Raw genomic sequence first — 26,063 nt, 5'->3', positions numbered from 1 at the left:
AGGATCTCCAGGTCAGGGTGCGAGCAAGGCAAGCACGCGGGGTGTATTGAGGCGTAGAACGGGAATAAGCGGCACCAGCGTCAATGCGCACCCGATGGCAAAGCATAGGGCAAAGGCGTGGTGCGTCGAGGTGATCGCGGTCAATGCACCAAACAGGGCCATCATCAGCGCCGGGCCAAGCAGAAAACTCAACTGACGGTTGATATTGAAGAGTGCGCTGGCATGACCCATGTGCTCGGGCGAGATGTCGATAAATGCCGTGTTCTGCGCGGTACTGCTGCTCAGGCTGCCGCCAAATCCCATCAGTGCGTACAGCGCCATTGGCAGCCAGGTGCTGGAAGCATCGATCTGGATCAACAGGGCAATGCCCACGGCTTGTGCGCTCATGCCCAGCAGCAACAAGGGTTTGGGGCCAAGGCGGTTGAACTGGTAACGGCTCAATGTAATGCCCAGCGCCGACGCCAGCGCCCAGGGCAGCATCAGCGCACCGGTTTGCGTGGCGCTGAAACCCAGTTGGTGCAAATACAAAATACTCACCAGTTGCGTGCCGATAAAAATGCCGGGAATAAACAGGTAGGCAAGCATCGCCACTTGCAGCAACGGGCCTTTGAGCAAGCGGCCCATGCCGATGGCGCCCGCCCGGACACGTTGATAATCCAGAGGAGGCGGGTTTTGCAGGCGTGGTTCGGATTTTAGCCAATAACCGGCCAGCAGCAGGGTGAGCAGGGCCAGCGGCAGATTGGCGTAAAACACCCAGCGCCAGGACATCGCTTCGACCATCCAGCCCCCCAGAGCTGGCGAGAGTGCGGGCACCAGCAGGGCTACCAGCAAGATCACTGAAGTCAGGCGCGCCCGGTCACGGATCGGAAAGTGCCGATAGGCCATGGCCTGACCGACCGGTATCAGCAGTCCGCCACCGAGCCCCTGAAGCAGGCGCCAGCCAATCAGTGCCTCGATCGAAGCCGCCCGGGCCACGCACCACGACGCCACACTGAACAGCAGCAGGGAAAGTACGATCAGGCGTTTTTCCCCCACCCGCTGTGTCAGCCAGACACTGGGCACGATGATCAGGATCAGCCCGAGCATGTAGGCATTGCCGATCCACGCCAGCTGAGTGACTGAAGCCTGCAGCTCCTGGCTGATGTCCGGGTAGGCAATCGAGGCGGCGAACATGTTGACCAGGTCCAGCGCAAAGCCCAGTAGATACACCCCTGCGATTTTGTTGCGGTAGGCCATGGTCGGCTCCTTGACTGGAGGCCGCACAGTAAGCAGCTTTTGCGTGTGGAGGAACCGTCCGCTCGCTGCTAGATTGTCAAAAATATTTTGACAATAGGTGGGATGTTGCATGGTTAGCCTCGATCGATTCGACACCTTCAAAGCCGTTGTCGAGGCTGGTTCGCTGACGGCGGCCGCAGATCTGCTGGGACAAACCCGTGCTGTGGTCAGTTTCAATATCAAGCGGCTCGAGGCCGAACTGGGTGTGACCTTGCTGACGCGCAACACCCGAAGGCTGGCCCTCACCGAGGCCGGTGAGCGTTTCTATGTGCATTGCCTGAGCATGCTGCAGGCGGCCAGGCTGGCGATTGACGAAGCCCGCAGCGAACACACCCAACTCAAGGGCACCCTGCGTATCACCACCACGGTGGAGTATGCGCTGGCCAAGGTCGTGCCGGCGCTTGAGCTGTTTCGCACCGTGCACCCCGATCTCAATGTGCATTTGTCGACATCGTCGACCCACGCGGATCTGATCTCGGAGCGTTTCGATGTGGCCTTGAGACTGGGCCGGGTTCTTGATTCCAGTCATCGTGCCGTGCAGTTGAGTACGTTCGAGATTGTGCCCGTGGCGTCCCCGTCCTTTGTCGCCAGCGTGGCGCCCATCAACAGCGTGCAGGCCCTGGAGCAAACGCTGTGGCTGGAGCATGGTCGGGTAGGGGAATTGAACATTACCGAGTTGAGCAGTGGCCTGGTCAGGCCTTACCAGCCCAACCCTTCGCGGGCGCGGATCAAAGCGCAAAACTCATCGGTACTGCAGGCTTTTGCCTTGACGGGGCAGGGTGTGGCGATCTTGCCCGACTGGCTGGTCGAGGAGGACTTGCGGGCCGGGCGACTGGTGCGGCTGCTGCCCGGCTGGCAACTGACCCGCCAGGGGGTTTATGCGCTTTACCCTGACACCCGTCATCTACCGCTGAAAGTGCGGGTATTTATCGATTTCATGAAGGCCCATGCTTGAACGTGGTTTCGTTCCCACAAGTGCCTGGACATCACAACGATGCGTTCAGCCCAAAGCGTTTCATCAGGATTTTGTGCAGCAGCCTGCGGGGCACCAGTGCCGCCAGCAACGGCATGGCACGGCTGCCATTGCCGTAACGCAGCACCATCGGCGGGGAAGGTTTTTGTACGGCCTTGAGCACCGCTTGAGCGAAGTCTGTTACCGGGGTGGGGTTGTCTTGCGAGGCTTTTGCCCGGGCGCGAATACCCTCACGCACGGGCCACCAGGCGGACTGCTGGTCGATTAACTGTTCGGCCTGGGCACTGGCATTTTTGGCAAAGTGGGTGTCGATAGCGCCAGGCTGCACTTCCAGTACGCGAATGGCAAAAGGTGCCAGCTCCATGCGCAGGGCATCGCTCAATGCATGAACGGCGGCTTTTGAGGCGCAATAGGCTCCCGCAAACGGGGTCACCAGTACACCGGAGACACTGCCGATATTGACCACCAGGCCCTTGCTGCGGCGTAGCGCCGCAAACAGGGCACGGGTGACACCGACCACTGAAAACACATTGGTTTCAAACTGCTGTTGCAAGCCCTCGACGCCGCCATCGAGCAACGGACCCATGGCGCCGAAACCTGCGTTATTGATCAGTACGTCCAGCCCGCCACCGTCTCGTGTCAGGCGTTCGGCCAGCTGTGCCAGCGCCTGAGGGTCGTTCACGTCCAGCAGGACCGCGTTAAATCCCGCCGCTGCCAGTCGGGCCACATCTTCAGGCTTGCGGGCGCTGGCCCACACCTCATGACCCGCCGCCTTGAAGGCGTCGGCCAGGGCGCGACCAATACCACTGGAGCAACCGGTGATCAAAACACGCAGCATGGAAAAATCCTTAGTTGGAAAAACTGCCCTGCAGGCGTTCGGCCCGGAATTCCAGGGTTTGTGGACGATAACCGGCACGCAGGGGCGGCATCGGCAAGCAATCCTGCCAGCTTGCACCCGCCTGCAGTTCTCCGGGGCCGCGGTAGCGAGGGGCGGTATAGAGGTTGTCGGCAAGGTTGACGGTATCGCCCGGAGCATAGGCAGCAATGCGCCAGCCGAGTTCGACCAGTGGTACGTCATTGCTGTTTTTCAGGGTCAGCTGCAATGGCCGGTCTGCCGGGCATTGCGCGGGGTCATAGACGATACGCAGCTCCAGGCGTGCCAGTTGCGCATTTTCGCGGCTGTCCAGCCACGCTACCGAGGCTGCGACTACCGCAAGCCCGAACACTGCCGCCAACGAAACCGGCAAGGCCTTGGCCGGATAGCGCAGCAGCAGGACAAGCCAGGTGATGATCAGTAACACGCCGATAAGCATTGCAAGGTCTCGTTATACGACTGTGGACGCGTAGCGGATTCGCCCAGGCTCACTACCCAGTTTAGGCCCAGGCCCGGGTTTACGGACGATTTAACTCACAACCTTACCTGAGCCGGGGCAATGCCGTTAGTCGTAACTGTCATAGTTGACAGTCGCAGCGCGGCAGCCCCGAGGATTAACTATCGATAACTTCCCGCCTGCGAGTAGTGATGATGTTGGATCAGGATCGTTATACGCCCACCCTGGCTGTTTCGGACCCGCAAGGCCGGACGGTGCGCTCGGTCGCTTATTGCAGTGCTGCCAGCAGCACGGTTGCGGAGGCGCGTGTCAGTCGAATCAAGTTCGATGCAGTGGGCAGGGCTGCGACGCAATGGGATCCGCGGTTATGGGCGTTGCGGGCAGAGGATCCATCGACCCCGAGCAACCTTGAGAATATGTATTCCCTGTCGGGAGTGCTGTTGACCTCGCGCAGCGTGGATGCCGGTGTGCGGGTCAATCTGACCGGTGAGCTCGGGCAGGTGCTGCACAGTTGGGACGGGCGCTGGAGTCAGCAAAAGGTCGAGTACGACGAATTGCTGCGTCCCACGGCTGTTTTTGAACAGGCGTTGAACAGCTCTGAATCCTGCATTGCGCGTTACGTGTACGGCGCGGCGGATGGGGCTTTTGCCGGGCGTAACCAGTATGGCCAGGTAATCCGCCTCGATAGCCCGGCAGGCACCTGTCATTTCAGTCACTTCTCAATCAAAGGGGCGTTGCTTGCACAACAACAGTATTTTTTGCGGGCGCTGGAGCCGCCGCACTGGCCAGAGCCACTGAGTGATCGCGATGAGCTGCTTGAGTCCGGGGAGGGCGCCACCACGCAGATGGTCTTCAACGCCTTGGGTGAGCTTGTGATGCAAACCGATGCCCAGGGCAACCAGCAGCAGTTTGATCACAACGTGGACGGTCAGCTGCGCCAGACCCGGTTGCGCCTCAAGGAGGCCGAGCCGAAAGTGCTGGTGCGCGATATTCATTACAACGCCCAAGGTGAGGTCACGGGTCAAACCGCTGGCAATGGTGTTGTCAGCCTGTTTGATTACGCGCCTCGAACAGGCCGGATTTTACGTCTGTACGCCAGCCTGCCACAGCAACAACCCTTGCAGGACTTGAACTACGTCCATGACCCGGTCGGCAATATCCTGAGTATCGAGGACAAGGCCTTGGCGGTTCGTCATTTCGCCAACCAGCGCATCGAGCCGATCAACCACTACACCTACGACAGCCTTTACCAGCTGGTCGAGGCCACGGGGTGGGAGGCCGGAAGTGACAACCGTGGGCCAGACCAGATTGCGGATCCTCAGGCAGTGGCCTCATACCATCAAGCCTACCGTTACGACGGGGGAGGCAATTTACTGGAACTGGTTCACAAGGGGCCGCAAAGGCATGGGCGCGTGCTGACAGCTGGAAAATACAGCAATCGGTGCCTGGCCGAACACAATGGACAGGCACCCACGCAAGACGAGATTGAGGCAGGTTTTGATCCGTGCGGCAATCTGCGATCTCTGGATAATGCGCGGGCTCTGGGGTGGAATCTGCGCAATCAGCTAAGCGAAGTCAGACCGGTTGAGCGCGAGTCGGGACTCGATGACCGCGAGCATTATATTTACGATGTTGACGGCTTGCGTCAGCGCAAGATCCGTTCGGTACAAACCAATGTCCGTACCGTCATCAGCGAGACTCGCTATCTGCCGGGGCTGGAAGTTCGCATCAACAACGCCACCGGCGAAACCTTGTACGTGATCAGCGCGCAGGCGGGTCGCAACAGTGTGCAGGTGTTGCACTGGAAAGACTCACCCCCCAAAGGGCTAGCCAATCGACAATATCGCTACTCTCTTGGCGATCTTCTGGGCTCTTGCACCCTTGAACTGGACAGCCAGGCCAAGGTAGTCAGTCGCGAAACCTATCATCCGTTTGGCACCACGGCGTTCAGTGAGAGAGGAGATTCGAGCGAAAGCAGCTATCGCACGTTGTGTTACTCGGGCAAGGAGCGGGATGCAACGGGGCTTTATTATTACGGGCTTCGCTATTACATGCCCTGGCTACAGCGATGGGTCAACCCTGATCCCAAGGGTTATCTGGATGGGCCTAATATCTATGCGTTTGTTGGAGGCAACCCGATAACCTTCATGGACGGTGATGGTGCCGTACGCATTGACGTCAGTAACTTGACCAAAGAGCAAAAGAAAGCGATCGACCTTGAGGGGCCGCAGGTCAAGCCTGCCTGGAAGGTACATGATGCCGGTCGGGGCGAAGTAAAACCCAGCAGCAAGACACGAGAGTTGAGTTCTGAAATGTACAACTCTTTCAAACAGGGGCATGCGACTAACCTGATCACTAAAACCCTGTTGATTGAAGGTTCGCCCAATCAATTTGTTGATTTGTGGCGATCACGCAGGGATCCGGCAGACTTTCTCCAGCAGCGTCAGTTTAAACAGGGTACGAGCGCTTATATTCAATGCCGGACCGGTAATTGCGGTGAACACTCGGAAATTGCCTTTAGCCTGCTGGCCAGCACCAAAACCGAGCAACCGGTATTTCGCGTTAATGCTCAGGGCGTTGATCATGCTTTTGTAGTGATCGGCGACCGTCGCCAGATGAGCGATGAAAAACTGGTGATTGTTGATCCGTGGCCAAACTTTCCCATGGTGCATACCGCCGATGTCGGGGAATTCAGAATAGGCAATACGGCAGAAACAGCAGGCAGGGACGCGGATCCTGCGTTTCGATTGGATGATGCAACATTGAAGGGCAACAGCGAAATGTCGTTCCCTGTGTTAGCGATCACGGGAGGTGTCAGCGATAAGCGTAGAAAACTAATCAAGGAATATGATGACAACGCCAAAGCCCGGAGCCGAACAGGCAAGTCGCCGCTCTTTGAACAGTTGTTTTCAATTGAAGATAAATATCGGGGCATGTTGTACATGAAGTCGGGCAAGGAAAAAGTATTCAATAACTTGCCTGCCAGTTATGTGAATGACCGCATGAAACATTACTCAAGTTACATGAATGTTCACTACGGTTTGCAGTGACGTCAGTGAGGCGGGTGCAGTCAGCATTGGCTGGCTGCACCGCGTCCGTCATTGTGGGGCGTGGTCGCGCAAAAACACCAACAGATCAGGCCTGGACTGTTCAGCGCTAAAGCGATAGCCCTGCTCATCGAACTGCTTGAGGTGATCCGGGTTGTTGATGCGCTCCTTGATCACAAACCGGCTCATCATGCCGCGGGCTTTTTTCGCATAAAAGCTGATGATCTTGTGCTGGCCGTTTTTCAGATCCTTGAACTCGGTATTGATGATGCGTGCGTTCAAAGCCGACTTTTTGACCGCCGAGAAATACTCGTTGGACGCCAGGTTGAGCACGACGTCATCGCCCTGTTCGGCCAGGGCCTCGTTGAGCCATTCGCTGATTTGCGTGCCCCAGAACGCGTACAAATCCTTGCCCCGGGCATTGGCCAGCTTGGTGCCCATCTCCAGGCGATACGGCATCATCAGGTCCAGCGGGCGCAGCAGGCCATACAGCCCGGAGAGCATGCGCAGATGGGTTTGCGCGTAGTCAAAATCCGCTTCGCTGAAGTCGACGGCATTGAGGCCGGTGTACACATCACCCTTGAAGGCCAGCAGTGCCTGCTTGGCATTTTCGGGGGTGAAGGCGGGAGTCCAGCTGCCGAAGCGCGCCGCATTGAGGCCCGAAAGCTTGTCGGACAAGTGCATCAGCTCGCCAATCTGTTGCGGGCTCAGTTCGCGCAATTGTTCGATCAGTTCCTGGGAGTGGTCCAGATACTGTGGCTGGGTGAAACGTGCTGTTGCGGGCGGCGTTTCGTAATCGAGGGTTTTAGCGGGTGAAATCACCATCAGCATGAGTTCGTCTCCTTTTAGCGTCGGGGGATTCTAGGGGGTTGGGCGGTTTGACTCCACCTATGACGTTGATAGAGGGCAAATACAAAATCCTGTAGCCGCTATAGTGCTGCCAGTTTTCACAGGGAGATTGACCCGTGCGCATTGCTCTTTTTTTCTCGGCCTGGCTGGTGTGCCTGGGGGCTGTTGCAGCACCCAATGAACCGGCGACGCTGGGTCGCGACGCCTGGCCCGAGCAGTTGATCAGCCCGGCCTTGTTCGATGTGGCCTCAAGGGCCGAAATTCTTGCCTTCGCCCATGCCTTGCTGGCCAGCGAGGTGCTGGATGAAAACGCACTGAAACAGCGCCTGGGTCTGAAAAACATCAACCAGGATGCCATCAATCATGTGCGCAAGCGGATGTGGCAGCGGCTGTTGGCCAACTACAACGTTGCCCAGCAAAGCTGTGATCAGGATGCCTCGTTTTGCTATTACGTTGACGGCATGGACAGCTTGCGCGAGCAGGCGGGCAAGTTTGCAGTGGCCGATGACTCGTTTTATGCGGCCTGGGCTGAGCCAAGCCGTGAGTTTCACCGGCGTTATCTGGATGAGCAACTGCGCAAGGCCGCGCTGTTCCCGCAAATCAGCAGTGAAATCGAGCTGTTCGGCGAGCAGGAAAGTAACGGCGTCGGGATGCATGATCGGCTGTTTGTACTGACCTTCGACAGTGGTCCCTCCCAATTGCCGGGTACTACCGACTGGTTGACCGATTACTTGCGCAAGCAGTCCCTGAGTGCGAGGTTTTTTGTGTTGGGCAACAGCCTGCAAGTACGACTGGACAAAGGCGGTGAGCGGGCGCTGCAAGCACTGTACAAGGGTCAGTGCGTGGGTGTGCAGGGCTGGGAGTATCGCTCCCACAGTCATTGGCAAGAGTGGCAGGACTCGATTTTACGCAGCGTTGCCCTGGTCAAACAGGTTGTGCCGCACAACTATCTGGCACAGTTTCGCCCGCCCTACGGGCAGCGGCGGGCAGATAGCGGGGCGTTTTTCCAGGGACAGGGCTTGCAGGTGTCGCTGTGGGATATTGATGCCCAGGACATGGCGGCCAACCTGAGTGGCGAGGAGTCGGCACAGCGGGTGTTGAGTCTGATGCTGCTGTGGCGTCATGGCGTGATCAAGTTTCACGACACCCAGGACAAAATTCGTACCGCGTTGCCCTGGTTACTCAAGGCGACGGCACAGAGCGGGCTGGGTTGGGAAGACTGCGAAGTGCTGTAGAAACATGCAGTTAATATATGACTTTAGCCCTGCTTAAGGCATTCGCCAAGGCGATTCGTCACTCAAAAAAATAAAGTGTGTTATCGCTAAAAAAGCTTTTTTTTGTCACACATTTAGGAGTATTACGAAGACAGACGGCCGAAACCTGCGACACAGGTGGCGTCTTCCAAGACCCATCGGGCAGGGTATACGGCAGTCACTTCGAGGCGCAGCACTGTTGTGGTATTGCGTCGACTGGCTCCCACAAAGGTGACCGAGTATGGATGATCACGGACGCACTCCTTCTTCCAACCAGCCAATCCTTTATGTACTCGATACCAATGTTCTGATTCACGATCCAAACGCACTGCTTAACTTCGAGGAACACCACGTCGCGATCCCGATGACGGTGCTCGAAGAACTCGACAAGCTCAAGACCGGCAAGTTACTGGTGGCAGCCGAGTGCCGTCAGGCCATCCGTTTGATTGACCAGTTGTTGGGGGTTGCCAGCCCTGAGGATGTCGAAAAGGGTGTGCCGATCCAGCGAGGCAAAGGCGCACCCAAGGGCTTTCTGTCGATCATGATGAGCAAGCGCCGGGAACCCAACGCGCTGTTGCCTGAAAACCTCAACGACAACATCATCATCAACCAGTTGATTGACCTGCACGCCCGTGAGCCGAAGTTGCGCGTGGTGCTGGTCACCAAAGACATCAACATGCGCCTCAAGGCCCGGGCTTGCGGGATCGAGTCCGAGGATTACAGCACCGACCAACTGGTTGACGACGTGTCGATGTTGTCGCGCGGTTATCACACCATGACCGGCTCTTTCTGGGACCGGGTCAACAAAGTCGAAACCCGTCAGGGGCATGGCCGTACCTGGCATCAGGTACAGATGAACGAAAACCTGCCGGCGGTGCATATCAATGAATTCATCATCGATGAGCAGGGCTTTGTCGGCTGGATCAAAGAGGTGCGCAAGGACCAGTTGCTGATTCTGGACATGCATCAGGAGCCGTTGCTGCATCAGGAAGCCTGGGGTTTGAAACCACGGGATATTTACCAGGGGCTGGCGCTGTTTGCCTTGCTTGACCCGGATATTCATCTGGTCAACCTGTCGGGTGCGGCGGGTTCGGGCAAGACCATCCTGGCGCTGGCGGCGGCGATTGAACAAACCATGGTCAGCAAGCGCTACCGGCGGATTATCTGTACCCGCAGCGTGCAGGGCCTGGATCAGGAAATCGGCTTTTTGCCAGGCACCGAAGCCGAGAAAATGGAACCTTGGCTGGGGGCCATTACCGACAACCTCGAAGCTCTGCACATGGATGACGAAAACACCCACGGCAGCGTCGACTACATCCTGAGTAAAGTGCCGTTGCAGTTCAAATCCCTGAACTACATTCGCGGTCGCAGCTTCCAGCAAAGCCTGATTTTGATCGATGAGTGTCAAAACCTGACACCGCACCAGATGAAAACCATCATCACCCGTGCGGGCGCCGGTTCCAAAGTGGTGTGCCTGGGCAACCTGGCACAGATCGATACACCGTACCTGTCAGCCACCAGTTCGGGGCTGACCTACCTGACGGAGCGTTTCAAAGACTTCCCCAACGGCGTGCACATCGCGCTGCAAGGGGTGCCACGTTCGATTCTGGCCGAATACGCCGAATCTCATTTGTAACCGTTTGAAGGTGGGAGCGGGCTTGCTCGCGATGAAAGTGGCCGGTGTTTCAGATTGCACCGCGCCGTCTTCATCGCGAGCAAGCCCGCTCCCACCGTTGTTTTGGCTACATGTCTGGTAACCCGGTTTGTAAGGTAAGCTGGCGGAGGTTGCGCGCCGGGCCCTTGGGTCTTGTTGAATCTGGTAATGCAGCGCTGCCCTGGAGTTGACCAAGACAGGAGCGTCGGGGTGTTACTGCGCAATATTGATTTGAATCTGCTGGTGGTGCTCGATGCGCTGCTCACGGAAAAACACGTGACCCGCACCGGTGTCCGTTTGCACCTGAGTCAGCCAGCCATCAGTCATTCGCTGAGCAAACTCAGGGTGTTGCTCGATGATCCGTTGTTGATTCGTCAGGGCAACGACGTGGTGCTGAGCGCGTTGGCGCAAAATCTTCAGGCACCGCTCAAGGCGATCCTTGGGCAGATCGAAGCGCTGCTCGGCCAGTCCATCGATTTTGTGCCGGCCGACTCACAGCGCACCTTTCGCGTGGCGATGTCCGATTACGGCGCCGCTATTGTGTTGCCCAAATTGCTGGTGCAATTGCGGGCCAAGGCCCCTGATACCTCGCTTGTGGTGGTCCAGGACAGCCGCCTGGGCATGCTGGAGCAGATCGAACAAGGCAAGATCGACCTGGCCCTGGGGGTTTTTGCGGGGTTGCCGGCGGATGTTTCCAGCGATGTGCTGTTTGAAGAAACCTTCACGTGCCTGCTCGATCGTCGCTCGCTTGCGGACAATGCCGTGCTCGATCTGGAGAGTTATCTGGCTCGCCCGCACCTGTTGGTGTCGACGGATGGCAACACACAGGGCGAGGTCGACAACGTATTGCGCGCCCAGGGCCTGCATCGACGGGTTGCGGTCAACGTCCCTCATTGGGGCGCGGCGCCAGGGATGATTGCCGACACTGACCTGATTCTCACGGTGGCCACTCGTACGCTGGACAACCTGTCATATGGCGACACCCTGATAGCGCGGGCGCCGCCCATGACGGTGGCGCCGTTCAACTATGTGCAGGTCTGGCATCAACGTTTCAATGAAGACCCGGCCCATCGCTGGCTGCGAGATCTGATCAGGCAGGTGAGCCCGTCCTCAGCCCCGTGATGCAATGAAAAACCCTGCCAGCACCACGCTGACCCCGAGCAGTTTTTGCAGGCCAGGTGTGTTTTTAGGCAAGCCCAGCAGTCCGAAATAATCGATGAGCAGTGAAATGATCAGCTGGCCCACTACCACTGCCATGATGAAATTCAGCGCACCCAGTCGCGGTACGGTGATCAGAGCCACCGTGATGTAAAACACCCCGGCCAGCCCGCCCAGCCAGATCCACCAGGGACCGGTGATCAAGGCCTCGAGGTTGGGCCGTGGCACTTTGACGATCAGCATCACCAGCGCAATCGCGATACCACTCACCAGCAATGAGATCACGGTGGCCCAAAAGGGATGCCCCAGCATCAGGCCCAGTCGTGCGTTGCTGCCTGCCTGCAGGGGCACCGCAGCACCGGCCAGCAGGCTCAGGGTAATGGCTATAAAAAGTGGCATAAGGGCTTCTCCAGAGTTTCAACCGTTGTACGGCGAATGGTCGTGGGCGGCCAATTCGATGTTCTGATGCGCGGTATTCGCGGGGTCGATGGCCTTCCACTGAAACTCGGGTTTACAATCGAGTCTCCTGTCTGGAGTACCCCCTGTGCTGACACACTTAGATTCCCAAGGCCGCGCCAACATGGTCGATGTCACCGATAAAGCAGTGACTTCCCGTGAGGCCGTGGCACAAGCGGTGGTGCGCATGCGCCCTGAAACCCTGGAAATGATCGTCAGTGGCGGTCACCCCAAGGGTGATGTGTTCGCGGTGGCGCGCATTGCCGGGATACAGGCGGCGAAGAAAACCTCGGATTTGATCCCGCTGTGCCATCCCCTGATGCTCACCAGCGTCAAGGTTGAACTCAGCGCCCGTGGCAGCGATGCCGTGTTGATCGTGGCGCGTTGCAAATTGTCCGGGCAGACCGGTGTCGAGATGGAAGCCCTGACTGCCGCCAGCGTTGCGGCACTGACGATCTATGACATGTGCAAGGCCGTGGATCGCGGCATGACCATCGAAAACGTGGGTGTGCTGGAAAAGCTCGGCGGCAAGAGCGGGCACTTTCAGGCTGACCTGTCATGAAGCTCAACGTGGTGTTTTTTGCCCGCTACCGTGAAGCCCTGGGGCTGGATGGCGAATCAGTGGAAGGTGAATTCACCTCCATCGACGCGTTGCGCACGCACCTGACGCAACGCGGGGGTGCCTGGCAGGTATTGGCTGAGTCCAACCTGATGTGTGCGCGCAACGAGGAGCTGTGCAAGCTGGATGAAGGGGTGGCAGATGGCGATGAAGTCGCGTTCTTTCCGCCTGTGACCGGAGGCTGAACATGGCGATTCGGGTGCAAGCGGCAGCCTTTGACCCGGGCGCCGAAGTCAACGCGTTGCACGCGGCCGATATGGGCGTGGGGGCGGTGGTGAGTTTTGTCGGTTATGTGCGCGACTTCAATGACGGGCGTGACGTGGCGGGGATGTTTCTGGAGCACTATCCGGGGATGACTGAAAAGGCGCTGACCAACATCATGAATGAGGCCGGGCAGCGTTGGCCCTTGCTCAGGCTTGAAGTGCTGCACCGGGTGGGAGCGCTGGAGCCGGGTGAGCCAATTGTGTTTGTAGGTGTGGCGAGTGCCCATCGCCAGGCGGCATTTGATGCCTGTGCATTTGTGATGGACTACCTGAAGACCCGTGCCCCGTTCTGGAAAAAAGAACAGACCAATGACGGCCCGCGCTGGGTTGAAGGGCGGGCCAGCGATGAAGCGGCGGCGGATCGCTGGAAGTAGTCGCTGCCGAAGGCTGCGAAGGGTTGCGTAGCAACCCGTTTCTTGAAGACCCCAGGATCTCCATCGCAGCCTTCGGCAGCGACTACAATTGCGCTACCTAGGCGATTGACGCCGGATCGTGGGGCTTGCGCACGGCCCGTACAACAGGGCGCAGCAGTTCGGTCGGTGGTGTTTCGCAGCTGATTTTGCGGCCCAGCAAAGCTTCGATCGACGGCAGTTGATACGAGTCGTCCTCACCGGCAAAGCTGATGGAAACGCCGCTGGCGCCTGCACGGCCAGTACGACCAATGCGGTGTACGTAGTCGTCGGGCATTTCGGGCAGGGTGAAGTTGATCACATGGCTGATGCCGTCAATGTGAATCCCGCGTCCTGCCACGTCGGTGGCCACCAGTACGCGAATCTTGCCTTCGCGAAAGCCTTCGAGGGTCTTGATACGTTTGTGCTGCGGCACGTCACCCGACAGTTGGGCGGCGTTGATGCCATCACGCACCAGGCGTTCCTCAATGCGGCGTACTTCGTCCTTGCGGTTGGCGAAGACGATGACCCGCTCCCAACCATTGTCGTTCACCAGATTGAACAACAGTTTGTACTTGTCGGCACCGGCAACGGCATACACGTGCTGCTCAACCATGTCGCTAGCGACATTGACCGCCTCGATTTCGACGATGGCAGGGTCGGTGGTCCATTGCTTGGCCAGGTTCATCACGTCCTCGGTAAAGGTCGCAGAGAACAGCAGCGTCTGGCGCTCGGCTTTCGGCGGCGTTTGACGAATGATTTGACGTACTTGCGGGATGAAGCCCATATCCAGCATGCGGTCGGCTTCGTCGAGCACCATCACCTCGACCATGTCCAGATGCACTTCGCCGCGCTGGTTGAAGTCCAGCAGGCGGCCCGGCGTGGCGACCAGGATGTCGCAATGACGCGCTTCAAGCTGCTTGAGCTGCTTGTCGAAGTCCATACCGCCCACGAACGTCATGACGTTGAGGTCGGTGTATTTGGTCAGGTCGGCGGCGTCCTTGGCGATTTGCACCACCAGCTCGCGGGTCGGCGCGATGATCAGTGCGCGCGGCTCGCCCATGTAACGTTCTTTGGGTGGCGGGGTCTGGGTCAGCTGGCTGATGATCGAGATCAGGAATGCAGCGGTTTTACCCGTACCGGTCTGGGCACGGCCAATGGCGTCGCGACCGCTCAGGGTATAGCCCAGCACTTCAGCCTGGATCGGCGTGCAGTACGGAAAGCCCAGGTCTTGAATGGCGTGCATCAGCTCGGGGGTGAGCTTGAAATCGTGGAACCGGACTTTGCCTTCTTGTGGCTCGACCGCAAAATCTTCGAGCTTCCAGGGAATGACCGGTGGCTTGGGCGCTACTTCACGCCGTGGTTTTGCAGCTTTTGGTTTTTCGAGGCGTGGTTGTTCAGCAGCAGGTTGTGCGTCAGGAGTGCTCACCGGCGCAGCGGCTGGAACAGGAGCAGGAGCAGCACGGCCAGACTGTTGCGCGTCGGTTCGCGGGCCGGGGTTGCTCACAGGTGCGATGGATGCTGGCGCGAGCGGCTCAGCCTCGCTTTTACCGAATATTTTTTTGAGTGCTTTGAGCACGGTCATCTCATCAGTTGGTTAAGGAGTGTACGCCGGGCAGTGTAATGCAAGTCGGGTGCTCGGCGTAGTGAACGACAGGATGTTTCGGTTTTAGCCCAGGCGTTTCGCCAGCCAGGTGCCGATGTCGCGAATTTCTTCGGGTAACACTTCATGGCCCATTGGGTATTCCTGCCATGTAACCGCCACACCTGCGGCTTTTAAGCGTTCATAAGCCGTACGGCCCATAGCGTTTTGGACTACTTCGTCGTACTGCCCATGCAAGCAGAGCGCCGGGATGCGTTGCTGGCTGGCTGACAATGGCAGGGTTTCGCTGAAGGTCGGGGCATAAGTGGAGAGGGCAAGTACGCCACCCAATGGTCCCTGCCATTTCAGGTAGGCGGTGTGCAAGACCACGGCGCCGCCTTGGGAGAAACCGGCCAGAAAAATCCGGTTGGAGTCGATACCGCTCTGGCGCTGGGCCTCGATCAGTTGAATGACCATGTCGGCCGACTCTTCCAGCTCTTCTTCGCTGATGGAACGGGCAGGGCTCATGGCCTTGATGTCGTACCAGCTCGGCATGGCATAACCGCCATTAATGGTCACCGCGCGGGTCGGTGCCTGTGGCAATACGAAGCGTGTGGTCAGCAACGACTGTTGCAGTATTTCGGCCACCGGCATGAAGTCATAGCGGTCGGCACCCAGACCGTGGAGCCAGATAACACAGGCGTCTGCGGTCTTTTGGGGTTGGATGACAAGAGGTTGGGTCATGACTGCTCCATCGTTGTGCATGTGCGCAAACCGGGTGCGCTACAAATGTGCTTGATCGGTTAAAAGTTACAGAAAATGTCGCTTGCTTGAACGTTTTTTCCTGCATTACCTACTGAACTTACTTAAGCAGCAGGAGTGGTACGCGCTTTGCTTTGTGGACAGGGACGTGAATGCGCTCACCTTCGGCGGTAACACTAACAGGCTACTGCCGGTGGGGGGACAGCAAAAATCCCGAGGTTGAAGTTAGACAAGGAATTCAACAGCTCAAGTGAGCGCTTCAGTTTGACGGTTCGTGCGATGCACCCATCGCTCAAGACTTATGCCGCTTGACCCAATAAAAAGCCAACACGGGTCAACAGTGCCTCACAAGGGGGCGGCGGGTCTTGTTCAAACACAACAAAAGCATCACTGGAGGTTTGAATGAAGCAGTTGAAATCCACCCTGGCTCTGGCCACCGCAGCCATCGTGTTACTCAGTGCCAGTGGTTTTGCCCACGCAGGCGCAACCCTGGACAGCGTTAAAAAGAAAGGGTTTGTGCAATGTGGTGTCAGTGACGGATTGCCGGGTTTCTCGGTGCCGGATGCCACTGGCAAGATTCAGGGTATTGATGCAGACATTTGCCGAGCAGTGGCCGCCGCTGTATTTGGCGATGCAACCAAGGTCAAGTTCAGCCAGTTGAACGCCAAGGAGCGTTTCACCGCGCTGCAATCGGGCGAAGTGGACGTGCTGTCGCGCAACACCACCTGGACCAGCTCCCGTGATGCGGGCATGGGCATGGTGTTCGCAGGCGTTACCTATTACGACGGCATCGGTTTTTTGGTCAACAAAAAGCTGGGGGTTAAAAGTGCCAAGGAGCTGGACGGTGCAACCATCTGTATCCAGGCAGGTACCACCACCGAGTTGAACGTGTCGGATTACTTCCGCGGTAACAACCTCAAATACACCCCAATCACTTTCGATACCTCCGATGAAAGCGCCAAGTCGCTGGAAAGCGGCCGTTGCGACGTGCTGACCTCCGACAAGTCGCAGTTGTACGCACAGCGCAGCAAACTGGCGAACCCGAGCGACTACGTCGTATTGCCTGAAACCATCTCCAAGGAGCCGCTGGGCCCTGTCGTGCGCAAGGGCGACGAAGACTGGTTCAGCATTGTGAAGTGGACTCTGTTCGCCATGCTCAATGCTGAAGAGGCGGGCATCACCTCCAAAAACGTCCTGGCTGAAGCCAAGTCGACCAAAAACCCTGATGTGGCCCGTTTGCTGGGTGCTGACGGCGAATATGGCAAAGACCTGAAACTGCCAAAAGACTGGGTAGTACAGATTGTCAGCCAGGTCGGTAACTACGGCGAAGTCTTCGAGAAAAACCTCGGCAAAAATACCCCTTTGGCCATCGACCGCGGGCTGAACGCTCTGTGGAATAACGGCGGCATTCAATACGCACCACCTGTGCGCTGATAGCCCTTTCACCCGGCAGGCCAACTGCCGGGTGATGTTGTCTGATCCATTTTTAGGGGCACTTCATGCAAATTAAAGTCGGCGCACCCAAGCCAAGGCTCAGCCTCGGCGATCCACGTGTGCGTGCGTGGTTATTTCAGCTCATCACCGTTGCGCTGGTGGTGTTCATGGGCTGGTATCTGTTCAACAACACCCAGACCAACCTGCAGCATCGCGGCATTACTTCGGGTTTTGACTTTCTGGAACGCAGTGCCGGTTTTGGCATTGCGCAGCATTTGATCGATTACACCGAGTCCGACAGTTATGCCCGGGTTTTTCTGATCGGTTTGCTGAACACATTGCTGGTGTCGGTCATCGGTATTGTCCTGGCGACGGTTCTGGGCTTTATCATCGGTGTCGCGCGCCTGTCGTCGAACTGGATGATCAGCAAGCTGGCCACGGTGTATGTCGAGATCTTCCGCAATATCCCGCCTCTGCTGCAAATCCTCTTCTGGTACTTCGCGGTCTTTCTGACCATGCCGGGGCCACGCAACAGCCACAACTTTGCCGACACCTTTTATATGAGCAGCCGCGGCCTGAACATGCCTGCAGCTGTTGGTACCGAGGCCTTCTGGCCCTTTGTGGGCAGTGTGGTGCTGGCGATTGCAGCCGTGGTGCTGATGGTTCGCCGGGCCAACAAGCGCTTCGAAGAGACCGGCGTACCGTTTCACAAGTTCTGGGTCGGGCTGGCTCTGATGCTGGTGATTCCGGGCTTGAGCATTGTGTTGTTCGGCACTCCGGTGCACTGGGAAATGCCAGAGCTCAAGGGTTTCAACTTTGTTGGCGGCTGGGTGCTGATTCCGGAGCTGCTGGCGCTGACCATTGCATTGACGGTGTACACCGCGGCTTTCATTGCTGAAATCGTACGTTCGGGGATCAAGTCGGTCAGCCATGGCCAGACCGAGGCTGCCCGCTCGCTGGGTCTGCGTCCGGGGCCAACACTGCGCAAGGTGATTATTCCGCAAGCACTGCGGGTGATTATTCCGCCACTGACCAGCCAATACCTGAACCTGGTGAAAAACTCGTCGCTGGCGGCGGGCATCGGTTATCCGGAAATGGTTTCACTGTTTGCAGGCACGGTGCTTAACCAGACCGGGCAAGCGATTGAAGTCATTGCCATCACCATGAGCGTGTACCTGGCCATCAGTATCAGCATTTCGCTGCTGATGAATTGGTACAACACGCGTATTGCGCTGATCGAGCGATGAGGACGGGACTATGACAACTCATGTTTTTAAACCCGACATGCCGCCGCCGGGCAACCGCATCGGTATCGTTGCCTGGGCGCGGGCCAATCTGTTTTCCAATTGGCTCAACACCTTGCTCACCCTGTTTGCCTTTTACCTGATCTGGCTGATCGTGCCGCCGCTGCTGAGCTGGACGATCCTTGACGCCAACTGGGTCGGCAGCACCCAGGCGGACTGCACCAAGGAAGGCGCCTGCTGGGTGTTTATCCAGCAGCGTTTTGGCCAGTTCATGTATGGCTACTATCCGACCGGACTGCGCTGGCGTGTAGACCTGACCGTGTGGCTTGCCGTGGTGGGCGCCGCGCCGTTGTTTATCTCGCGCTTCAAGCACAAGGCCATCTGGGGACTGGGCTTTTTGGTGGTCTACCCGATTCTGGCATTCACCTTGTTGCATGGCGGCTACTGGGGCCTGAGCAACGTGGCCACGAGCCAGTGGGGCGGCCTGATGCTGACGCTGGTCATTGCCACCGTGGGCATTGCCGGTGCCTTGCCATTGGGGATTTTGCTGGCGTTGGGCCGACGTTCGGACATGCCCGCCATTCGTGTGGTGTGCGTGACCTTCATCGAGTTCTGGCGCGGCGTTCCTCTGATTACCGTGCTGTTCATGTCCTCGGTGATGTTGCCGTTGTTTCTGCCTGAGGGCATGAACTTCGACAAGCTGCTGCGTGCCTTGATCGGCGTGATCCTGTTTCAGTCGGCGTATGTGGCTGAAGTGGTACGCGGAGGCCTGCAAGCCATTCCCAAAGGGCAATACGAAGCGGCTGCGGCGATGGGCCTGGGTTACTGGCGCAGCATGGGCCTGGTGATTTTGCCGCAAGCCCTCAAGCTGGTGATCCCCGGCATCGTCAACACCTTTATTGCCCTGTTCAAGGACACCAGCCTGGTGATCATCATCGGTCTGTTCGATCTGCTCAACAGCGTCAAGCAAGCCGCCGCCGACCCGAAATGGCTGGGCATGGCTACTGAAGGCTATGTGTTTGCAGCGTTGGTGTTCTGGATTTTCTGTTTTGGTATGTCCCGCTACTCCATGCATCTGGAGCACAAGCTGGACACTGGCCACAAGCGTTAGGAGTGCGACATGAGTGAAGCAATCAAAAAGCCTGCAAGCGCCGAAGGCATTATTCAGATGCAGGGCGTCAACAAGTGGTACGGCCAGTTCCATGTGCTCAAGGACATCAACCTGAACGTCCAGCCAGGCGAGCGCATTGTGTTGTGCGGGCCTTCGGGCTCCGGCAAGTCGACGACCATTCGCTGCCTCAATCGCCTCGAAGAGCACCAGCAGGGGCGTATCGTGGTTGACGGTGTAGAGTTGACCAACGACATCAAGCAGATCGAGACGGTACGGCGCGAAGTGGGCATGGTGTTTCAGCACTTCAACCTGTTTCCGCACCTGACCATTTTGCAGAACTGCACGCTGGCGCCGATGTGGGTGCGCAAGATGCCCCGGCGCCAGGCTGAAGAAATCGCCATGCATTATCTGGAGCGGGTTCGAATTCCGGAGCAGGCGCACAAGTTTCCGGGGCAGTTGTCGGGCGGCCAGCAACAGCGTGTGGCGATTGCCCGGGCGTTGTGCATGAAACCAAAAATCATGCTGTTCGATGAGCCGACTTCAGCGCTCGATCCGGAGATGGTGAAAGAGGTGTTGGACACCATGATCGGCTTGGCCGAAGACGGCATGACCATGCTCTGCGTGACCCACGAAATGGGCTTTGCCCGCACAGTGGCCAACCGGGTGATCTTTATGGACAAGGGCGAAATCGTGGAAGAGGCTGCCCCGAATGACTTCTTCGACAACCCGCAGAATGACCGGACCAAATTGTTCCTGAATCAGATTTTGCATTGATTCAACCGCTGTAGCCGCAGCCCAAGGCTGCGGCTACAGGCTATTCGTGTCGCTGCTGTTGTTTTTGCACCAGCAGCGCATTGATATCGGTGCACTCATTGATGGCCTGTAATTCCCGAACCAGTTCGGGATGGCGATCCAGCAAGCGCATCAGCACAAACAAGGGTTTCGGTGGTTCGACCTCGGCACGTTCATAACGGCTGAACGCATTGTGGCCACCCCCCGACAGCAGTTGCACAGCACTTTTTTGAGTGAAATGTAGTTTGCGCCGAATGCGCTTCATCTCATCAGCTATCACCTGCTTGGCATCTTCAATCAGTTCATCTCCTGCCCGGGCATAACGCTCTGCACTGGGAGCATCGAACTCGACCTCTGCGCACTCCGTGCATTCATGGCCGCTCAGGCTGTGCACCATCCGGTTCATTTGCTTGAAATTCACATTGAAGCTACGCCCTTTGAAGGCGTGCATCGCGTTGGGGGCCCCGCAGGCGTAACAGTCATGTTTGCTCATAGGTCTTTTTCCTTGAAAGCGATGACTGGCGGCCCTCCACTCGGGCGAGAAGTCACCTTGATATAAATAGCCAAACCGTAGGCCTGTGCGTGATAGACGTCTTGCCAGACCTTGTGGTCTGAGTGGGTCGACATCGATTTGTACAGCGCCCGGCGTTCTAAAGAAGCAATGACCCGCTGCATTTGCGCCAGGGTCAGGCCCATGGTTCGTCCGCCATCCAGGGCGCTTTTGGTAAACGCTACAGCGCCAAGCCGTTGTACGTCGGCTTGAATGCACTGGAGGTTGTAGTGAGGTGTTTTCTTTTCCATAAGAGGCAGCCTCGATTTTTTTAAAATACCCTTTAAGGGTTGTTAATTCAATGCTCAATCAGCATTTTTTTGGGGCACTTAATCTGTAGTTGATTGCCGATGTGAAGACGTCTGGCTAACATGTAGGAAAATTCATCCTATGATTGGATGAAAAGGTAAATTCGATGACAGATGCTTCTCCACTGATAAAACGTTCCCTGGTTGACCAGGCGCTTGAGCAACTGCGTGCGCGAATAAACAACGGCACCTGGGCGGTGGGGCAGCGTTTGCCGACCGAGCCGGAGCTTGCGGCGCAACTGAACATCAGCCGTAACACCGTGCGTGAAGCCATGCGCGTGCTGGCATTCGCCGGGCTGATCGAAATCCGTCAGGGCGATGGCAGTTATCTGCGAGGGCGAGTCGACCCGATGGACACGTTGCGTGCCTTGTCATCCTGCTCAATGGAGCAGGGTCGGGAGATGCGGCACATCCTTGAGGTTGAAGCCGTTGGCCTGGCGGCCTTGCGTCGTACGGACGAGGACTTGCGGCTGCTGCATCAGGCGCTCGATGCAAGTGGCGAGCACTATCACGGTGAGCTCGATACCTATATTTGTTGCGACCTGGTGTTTCACCAGCGGCTGATAGATGCCGCACACAACCCGGCCTTGAGCGAGCTGTATCGCTACACCTCCAGCGTTGTGACCAACCATTTGCGCAAGACGATGGATGTTCATCCCAGGCGTCAATTGGTGTTCGACCTGCACGTCGAGCTACTCGAAGCCGTAGAACAACAAAACCCGCAACGGGCCATGGCGTTATGCCGGACGTTGATCAATGAACCCTGAGCCGGAGCACGCCATGACTCAACCTTTGTCAGTCGCCAATGCCAGCGCCGAGCCCGCTCGTCATCTGGATGAGCTGGAAGCGTTGCTGATCGATGCTGAGATAGACGACGAACAGGTGCAGCAAACGCCCCCGGTCGTGCTGAGGCCGTGGTTGCTGCTATTGGGCCTGGTACTGGTGGCGCTGAACCTGCGTCCGGCATTGTCGAGCATGGCGCCGCTGCTGGGAGAAGTGTCGGACAGCCTGGGGCTGTCGGCAGCGCAGGCCGGTTTATTGACCACTTTGCCGGTGCTTTGCCTGGGACTGTTCGCGCCTTTGGCACCGATTCTGGCCCGGCGTTTTGGTACTGAGTGGGTGGTACTGGGGATTCTGGTGGCACTGGGCGGCGGCATCGTTCTGCGCAGTTGCCTGGGAGAGGCAGGGCTGTTTGCCGGGAGCATTCTGGCGGGCGCCAGCATTGGCATCATCGGCGTGCTGTTGCCGGGCATTATCAAGCGTGATTTCGCAGGGCATGCCGGGACCATGACCGGTGTCTACACCATGGCCTTGTGCCTGGGCGCGGCACTGGCGGCGGGCGCGACGGTACCACTGAGCGAGTCGTTGGGTCAGAGCTGGGCACTGGGACTCGGCTTCTGGGCCTTGCCGGCTCTGGTTGCGGCCATTTTCTGGCTGCCCCAAGTGGGCAAGCGTCAGGGCTCACACAATGTTGCTTATCGGGTGAGTGGCCTGCTGCGTGATCCGCTGGCCTGGCAAGTGACGCTTTACATGGGCTTGCAGTCCTCGTTGTCCTATATCGTTTTTGGCTGGTTGCCCTCCATTCTGATCGGGCGCGGTTTGACCCCGACCCAGGCCGGGCTGGTGATGTCGGGCTCGGTCATCGTGCAATTGCTGACTGCACTGACAGCGCCCTGGCTGGCCACGCGGGGCAAAGATCAGCGGCTGGCCATTGTGCTGGTCATGAGCATGACCCTGGCCGGGCTGTTCGGCTGCCTGTATGCCTCCATCGAGGGCTTGTGGGGCTGGGCGATTGTGCTGGGCCTGGGGCAGGGCGGTACGTTCAGCCTGGCGCTGACGCTTATCGTATTGCGTTCGCGGGACGCTCATGTTGCGGCCAACCTGTCTGGCATGGCCCAGGGTATTGGTTACACCGTGGCCTCCATGGGGCCGCTGGCGGTCGGGATCGTGCATGAAGTCACGGGCGGCTGGAGTGCTGTGGGCTGGATTTTTGCCGTGGTGGGCCTGGGGGCTATCGTCGCCGGGCTCGGCGCGGGACGTTCCCTGTATGTGAATGTGCAGAGCGAGAAAATCTGAGGGCCATAGTGTTTCTGTTCATGGCAGATTATCGTGCACAGATTACTGACCCGCACGGACCCTGCCATGAGCCAAGACCATCAAGCATTGATCACTCGTTTCTACCAGGCCTTCCAGCAGCTCGATGCACAAGCGATGGCGGCCTGCTACACCGATGACGTCTTGTTCAGCGATCCGGTTTTTGGTGAATTGCGTGGCCAGGATGCCGCAGACATGTGGCGCATGCTGACCTCGCGGGCCAAGGATTTCAGCCTGACTTTCGATCAGGTCCAGGCTCAGGGGCAGCGCGGCAGCGCACACTGGGTGGCAACCTACGTGTTTGGCCAGACCGGGGCCACGGTGGTCAATGATATTCAGGCGCAGTTTGTGTTTCGCGACGGCAAGATTTGCGAGCACCACGATCACTTTGACCTGTGGCGCTGGTCGCGTCAGGCATTGGGCACCAAGGGCTTGTTGCTGGGGTGGACGCCGCTGGTGAAGAACGCCATCAGGGCTCAGGCGCAAAAAGGACTCAAGGCCTTTCAGGGCAGCCGTTGAAAGTGAGCGAAAAACCGTGGTTCGTTTATCTGGTGCGGGCCGCCAATGGCGCTCTGTACTGCGGGATCAGCGATGACCCGGTGCGCCGTTTTGCCAAACATCAAAGCGGTAAGGGCGCACGCTTTTTTGCTTCAAGCCCGGCAGTGGCCTTGGTGTATGTCGAATCCTGGCCTGACAGGGGCGAAGCCTTGCGCCAGGAACGACTGATCAAAAAACTCAGGAAGAGCGCCAAGGAATGCCTGGTGCAAAGTCAGGCGCAAGGGGTTATTTCAATGCCGCCAGTATCGCATCCGGCTTGAAGTCCCTTATCAGCGTGCCGTTCACGTCCAGTATCGGAATTCCGCGTCCGCCCAACGCTTCGTAAGCCTGGCGGGCGACCGCGTCTTTCTCGATATCAAACTCCTTGAACGGGATGCCTTTCTCATCCAGAAACCGGCGCGTCGCCTTGCAGTAGCCACACCATTGCGTGGAGTACAGCACCACACGGGCGCTGGCCCGGGTTTGCTCGGAGACGACACCCGAGGGATTGAGTACACGCTCGATCTTGCCCCAGTTCTGGAAGATGACCACCACCACCAGAACAAACAGGACTTTCTTCAAAATACCGTTGAGCATTATTTGCTGCGCTTGAGCTGGTCTAGCAGTTGGGTCGGCAAGCCCTTGATCACCAGCGTGCCGGCTTCTTCGTCGAACTCTACCTTGGAGCCCAGCAGGTGGGCTTCAAAGCTGATAGACAGGCCCTCAGCGCGCCCGGTGAAGCGGCGGAACTGGTTCAGGGTGCGTTTGTCTGCCGGGATCTCGGGAGAAAGGCCGTAGTCCTTGTTGCGGATATGGTCGTAGAAGGCTTTCGGACGCTCTTCGTCGATCAGCTCGGACAATTCGGCCAGACCCATCGGTTCGCCGATTTTGGCCTGGCTGCTGGCGTAGTCGACCAGGGTCTTGGTTTTTTCGCGGGCGGACTCTTCGGGCAGGTCTTCGCTTTCAACGAAGTCGCTGAAGGCCTTGAGCAGGGTCCGGGTTTCGCCTGGTCCGTCGACACCTTCCTGGCAGCCGATAAAGTCGCGGAAGTACTCCGAAACTTTCTTGCCGTTTTTGCCTTTGATAAACGAAATGTACTGCTTGGACTGCTTGTTGTTTTGCCACTCGGAAATGTTGATCCGTGCCGCCAGGTGCAGTTGGCCAAGGTCCAGGTGACGCGATGGGGTCACGTCCAGATCCGAGGTCACCGCCACGCCATCGCTGTGATGCAGCAGGGCGATCGCCAGGTAGTCGGTCATGCCTTGCTGGTAATGGGCAAACAGTACGTGACCACCGACGGAAAGGTTGGACTCTTCCATCAGCTTCTGCAGATGCTCGACGGCCACGCGGCTGAATGCGGTGAAGTCTTTGCCGCCGTCCAGGTACTCCTTGAGCCAGCCGCTGAACGGATGCGCGCCGGATTCAGCATGGAAGAGGCCCCATGCTTTGCCTTGCTTGGCGTTGTAGCTTTCGTTGAGGTCCGCGAGCATGTTCTCGATGGCTTGAGACGCGGCCAGTTCAGAGTCGCGGGCATGGAGAACAGCGGGCGTACCGTCGGGTTTTTTGTCAATCAAATGGACGATGCAATGACGGATCGGCATGGGCTTCTCGGCGAGTAATGAGAGGACAGGGGGCGCACCCCGCAAAGGCGCCAAGTGTACCGCACCTGAGCGCTGGGTCGGTGTTTGGGGGGCTTGAGACCACCCGGGACGGCTTTTTTACGGTTTTAAGGCGATAAAGCTGACCAAAAGCCCAGGTAGAGGCGGATATTTAACCGTCTCTGTGCTAGTTTTGCCCGGTCTTGCGCTCGGAAACGGCGTAAAGCGTGCATTCAGCATGTGTCAGGTCGAACCAAACCCCGTTTTAGCTATCTACATCCGCGATTCGTCGTGAAAGCTGGCGGGTGTGCCAGACCCTTGAGATCTGGCTCGATGGCTGACATTGCACTCTGCAAACCAAATGAATTTGATAGGGAAGGAACATCTCAATGGCTATTACTAAAGACCAACTGATCGCTGATATCGCTGAAGCCATCGACGCGCCGAAAACTACCGCGCGTAACGCTCTGGACCAACTGGCTCAGATCGTTGCTGATCAATTGGAAAATGGCGGCGAAATCACTCTGCCAGGTATTGGCAAACTGAAAGTGACCGAGCGTCCTGCCCGTACTGGCCGTAACCCTTCGACTGGCGCTGCCATCGAAATCGCTGCCAAAAAAGTTATCAAGCTCGTTGTGGCCAAAGGCCTGACTGACGCTGTTAACAAGTAAGCATTAAAAAAGCCGCGCTTCGGATCACTCCGAAGCGCGGCTTTTTTATGCCCGCAATTTGTGTAGTCGCTGTCGAGGCACGAGGCTGCGATGGGCTGCGAAGCGGCCCCGCT

At 57.7% G+C, this 26,063-nt stretch carries 28 protein-coding genes; 17 read left to right on the top strand and 11 right to left on the bottom strand.

Going from position 1 to position 26,063, the window contains the following annotated elements; all coding sequences use genetic code 11:
- Positions 1–12: 12 nt before the first annotated feature.
- Entirely contained in the window at positions 13–1,236 is a 1,224-nt protein-coding gene (locus KO536_RS08665) for an MFS transporter (protein WP_133076311.1), read from the bottom strand.
- A 109-nt stretch (positions 1,237–1,345) separates the two neighbouring features.
- On the opposite strand from KO536_RS08665, the gene KO536_RS08660 reads away from it, so the two are divergent.
- Entirely contained in the window at positions 1,346–2,230 is an 885-nt protein-coding gene (locus tag KO536_RS08660; protein WP_219261666.1) for a LysR family transcriptional regulator, read from the top strand.
- A gap of 31 nt (positions 2,231–2,261) precedes the next feature.
- On the opposite strand, the gene KO536_RS08655 is transcribed toward KO536_RS08660, so the two are convergent.
- Together KO536_RS08655 and KO536_RS08650 are read right to left on the bottom strand one after the other, a co-directional pair.
- Positions 2,262–3,086, bottom strand: coding sequence for an SDR family oxidoreductase (locus KO536_RS08655; protein ID WP_219261665.1), 825 nt, complete (start codon positions 3,084–3,086; stop codon positions 2,262–2,264).
- A 10-nt stretch (positions 3,087–3,096) separates the two neighbouring features.
- Positions 3,097–3,561 carry a multidrug transporter gene (locus KO536_RS08650; protein ID WP_133076308.1) on the bottom strand — a complete coding sequence of 155 codons (465 nt, stop codon included), beginning with the start codon at positions 3,559–3,561 and terminating at the stop codon, positions 3,097–3,099.
- A gap of 212 nt (positions 3,562–3,773) precedes the next feature.
- Here KO536_RS08650 and KO536_RS08645 point away from each other — a divergent pair, with 212 nt between their 5' ends.
- Positions 3,774–6,629, top strand: coding sequence for an RHS repeat domain-containing protein (locus KO536_RS08645; RefSeq protein WP_219261664.1), 2,856 nt, complete (start codon positions 3,774–3,776; stop codon positions 6,627–6,629).
- 48 nt (positions 6,630–6,677) lie between these two features.
- Here KO536_RS08645 and yaaA read toward each other — a convergent pair whose 3' ends face one another.
- A complete protein-coding gene (gene yaaA, locus KO536_RS08640; protein ID WP_133076306.1) occupies positions 6,678–7,457 on the bottom strand; it encodes a peroxide stress protein YaaA in 780 nt (259 codons plus the stop codon).
- A gap of 134 nt (positions 7,458–7,591) precedes the next feature.
- Between yaaA and KO536_RS08635 the strand changes: the two genes are divergently transcribed.
- The 3 genes from KO536_RS08635 (at position 7,592) to KO536_RS08625 (ending at position 11,504) form a co-directional block, all read left to right on the top strand.
- The gene (locus KO536_RS08635) at positions 7,592–8,710 is read left to right on the top strand and encodes a polysaccharide deacetylase family protein (protein ID WP_219261663.1); all 1,119 of its coding nucleotides are present in this window, start codon (positions 7,592–7,594) and stop codon (positions 8,708–8,710) included.
- Positions 8,711–8,969: 259 nt separating this feature from the next.
- Complete coding sequence (locus KO536_RS08630) at positions 8,970–10,364, top strand: PhoH family protein (RefSeq protein WP_133076304.1); 1,395 nt, start codon at positions 8,970–8,972, stop codon at positions 10,362–10,364.
- Between the two features lie 228 nt (positions 10,365–10,592).
- Positions 10,593–11,504: a LysR family transcriptional regulator gene (locus KO536_RS08625; RefSeq protein WP_219261662.1), complete on the top strand. Its 912-nt coding sequence runs from the start codon at positions 10,593–10,595 to the stop codon at positions 11,502–11,504.
- Here KO536_RS08625 and KO536_RS08620 read toward each other — a convergent pair.
- Complete coding sequence (locus KO536_RS08620) at positions 11,493–11,939, bottom strand: DMT family transporter (protein ID WP_133076301.1); 447 nt, start codon at positions 11,937–11,939, stop codon at positions 11,493–11,495. The genes KO536_RS08625 and KO536_RS08620 overlap by 12 nt on opposite strands.
- 145 nt (positions 11,940–12,084) lie before the next feature.
- Here KO536_RS08620 and moaC point away from each other — a divergent pair, with 145 nt between their 5' ends.
- From moaC to moaE, 3 genes are read left to right on the top strand one after another with little or no spacing between them, the layout of a single operon-like run.
- Positions 12,085–12,558 carry a cyclic pyranopterin monophosphate synthase MoaC gene (moaC, locus tag KO536_RS08615; protein ID WP_133076300.1) on the top strand — a complete coding sequence of 158 codons (474 nt, stop codon included), beginning with the start codon at positions 12,085–12,087 and terminating at the stop codon, positions 12,556–12,558.
- Positions 12,555–12,800 (top strand): MoaD/ThiS family protein, encoded by a 246-nt coding sequence (locus tag KO536_RS08610; protein ID WP_133076299.1) that lies wholly within the window; start codon positions 12,555–12,557, stop codon positions 12,798–12,800. Before moaC ends, KO536_RS08610 begins: the two co-directional genes overlap by 4 nt.
- A 2-nt stretch (positions 12,801–12,802) precedes the next feature.
- Entirely contained in the window at positions 12,803–13,252 is a 450-nt protein-coding gene (moaE, locus tag KO536_RS08605) for a molybdopterin synthase catalytic subunit MoaE (RefSeq protein WP_133076298.1), read from the top strand.
- Between the two features lie 97 nt (positions 13,253–13,349).
- Here the strand turns inward: moaE and rhlB are convergent, their stop codons facing one another.
- Both rhlB and KO536_RS08595 read right to left on the bottom strand, forming a co-directional pair.
- Entirely contained in the window at positions 13,350–14,852 is a 1,503-nt protein-coding gene (gene rhlB, locus KO536_RS08600; protein WP_219261661.1) for an ATP-dependent RNA helicase RhlB, read from the bottom strand.
- 84 nt (positions 14,853–14,936) lie between these two features.
- The gene (locus tag KO536_RS08595) at positions 14,937–15,593 is read right to left on the bottom strand and encodes an alpha/beta hydrolase (protein WP_133076296.1); all 657 of its coding nucleotides are present in this window, start codon (positions 15,591–15,593) and stop codon (positions 14,937–14,939) included.
- Between the two features lie 420 nt (positions 15,594–16,013).
- Here KO536_RS08595 and KO536_RS08590 point away from each other — a divergent pair, with 420 nt between their 5' ends.
- The 4 genes from KO536_RS08590 to KO536_RS08575 all read left to right on the top strand — a co-directional run bounded on the left by KO536_RS08590 (position 16,014) and on the right by KO536_RS08575 (position 20,174).
- A complete protein-coding gene (locus KO536_RS08590; protein WP_133076295.1) occupies positions 16,014–17,045 on the top strand; it encodes an amino acid ABC transporter substrate-binding protein in 1,032 nt (343 codons plus the stop codon).
- 65 nt (positions 17,046–17,110) lie between these two features.
- A complete protein-coding gene (locus tag KO536_RS08585; protein WP_133076294.1) occupies positions 17,111–18,292 on the top strand; it encodes an amino acid ABC transporter permease in 1,182 nt (393 codons plus the stop codon).
- Between the two features lie 10 nt (positions 18,293–18,302).
- Positions 18,303–19,400: an amino acid ABC transporter permease gene (locus KO536_RS08580; RefSeq protein ID WP_133076293.1), complete on the top strand. Its 1,098-nt coding sequence runs from the start codon at positions 18,303–18,305 to the stop codon at positions 19,398–19,400.
- Between the two features lie 9 nt (positions 19,401–19,409).
- Positions 19,410–20,174 carry an amino acid ABC transporter ATP-binding protein gene (locus tag KO536_RS08575; RefSeq protein ID WP_133076292.1) on the top strand — a complete coding sequence of 255 codons (765 nt, stop codon included), beginning with the start codon at positions 19,410–19,412 and terminating at the stop codon, positions 20,172–20,174.
- Between the two features lie 40 nt (positions 20,175–20,214).
- Here the strand turns inward: KO536_RS08575 and KO536_RS08570 are convergent, their stop codons facing one another.
- Positions 20,215–20,685 (bottom strand): type II toxin-antitoxin system MqsA family antitoxin, encoded by a 471-nt coding sequence (locus KO536_RS08570; RefSeq protein WP_133076291.1) that lies wholly within the window; start codon positions 20,683–20,685, stop codon positions 20,215–20,217.
- Positions 20,682–20,993: a type II toxin-antitoxin system MqsR family toxin gene (locus tag KO536_RS08565; RefSeq protein ID WP_133076290.1), complete on the bottom strand. Its 312-nt coding sequence runs from the start codon at positions 20,991–20,993 to the stop codon at positions 20,682–20,684. The genes KO536_RS08570 and KO536_RS08565 overlap by 4 nt, the downstream gene beginning before the upstream one ends.
- A 164-nt stretch (positions 20,994–21,157) precedes the next feature.
- Here KO536_RS08565 and KO536_RS08560 point away from each other — a divergent pair, with 164 nt between their 5' ends.
- The 4 genes from KO536_RS08560 to KO536_RS08545 all read left to right on the top strand — a co-directional run bounded on the left by KO536_RS08560 (position 21,158) and on the right by KO536_RS08545 (position 23,962).
- Positions 21,158–21,817 carry a FadR/GntR family transcriptional regulator gene (locus tag KO536_RS08560; RefSeq protein ID WP_133076289.1) on the top strand — a complete coding sequence of 220 codons (660 nt, stop codon included), beginning with the start codon at positions 21,158–21,160 and terminating at the stop codon, positions 21,815–21,817.
- Positions 21,807–23,126, top strand: coding sequence for a CynX/NimT family MFS transporter (locus KO536_RS08555; RefSeq protein WP_133076288.1), 1,320 nt, complete (start codon positions 21,807–21,809; stop codon positions 23,124–23,126). The genes KO536_RS08560 and KO536_RS08555 overlap by 11 nt, the downstream gene beginning before the upstream one ends.
- A 66-nt stretch (positions 23,127–23,192) precedes the next feature.
- Positions 23,193–23,663 (top strand): nuclear transport factor 2 family protein, encoded by a 471-nt coding sequence (locus KO536_RS08550; protein WP_133076287.1) that lies wholly within the window; start codon positions 23,193–23,195, stop codon positions 23,661–23,663.
- 2 nt (positions 23,664–23,665) lie between these two features.
- On the top strand, positions 23,666–23,962 hold the full coding sequence (locus KO536_RS08545) for a GIY-YIG nuclease family protein (RefSeq protein ID WP_338648707.1): 297 nt from the start codon (positions 23,666–23,668) through the stop codon (positions 23,960–23,962).
- Here the strand turns inward: KO536_RS08545 and KO536_RS08540 are convergent.
- Both KO536_RS08540 and yejK read right to left on the bottom strand, forming a co-directional pair.
- Positions 23,928–24,278 (bottom strand): glutaredoxin family protein, encoded by a 351-nt coding sequence (locus KO536_RS08540; protein WP_133076285.1) that lies wholly within the window; start codon positions 24,276–24,278, stop codon positions 23,928–23,930. The genes KO536_RS08545 and KO536_RS08540 overlap by 35 nt on opposite strands.
- The gene (yejK, locus tag KO536_RS08535; protein ID WP_133076284.1) at positions 24,278–25,282 is read right to left on the bottom strand and encodes a nucleoid-associated protein YejK; all 1,005 of its coding nucleotides are present in this window, start codon (positions 25,280–25,282) and stop codon (positions 24,278–24,280) included. The genes KO536_RS08540 and yejK overlap by 1 nt, the downstream gene beginning before the upstream one ends.
- Positions 25,283–25,668: 386 nt before the next feature.
- Here yejK and KO536_RS08530 point away from each other — a divergent pair, with 386 nt between their 5' ends.
- Positions 25,669–25,950 (top strand): HU family DNA-binding protein, encoded by a 282-nt coding sequence (locus tag KO536_RS08530; RefSeq protein WP_003440137.1) that lies wholly within the window; start codon positions 25,669–25,671, stop codon positions 25,948–25,950.
- Positions 25,951–26,063: the final 113 nt, after the last annotated feature.

It is taken from the genome of Pseudomonas sp. NKUCC02_KPG (assembly GCF_019345465.1).
Taxonomy (GTDB): Bacteria; Pseudomonadota; Gammaproteobacteria; order Pseudomonadales; family Pseudomonadaceae; genus Aquipseudomonas.
This window is presented reverse-complemented; position numbering and strand designations above follow the sequence as displayed.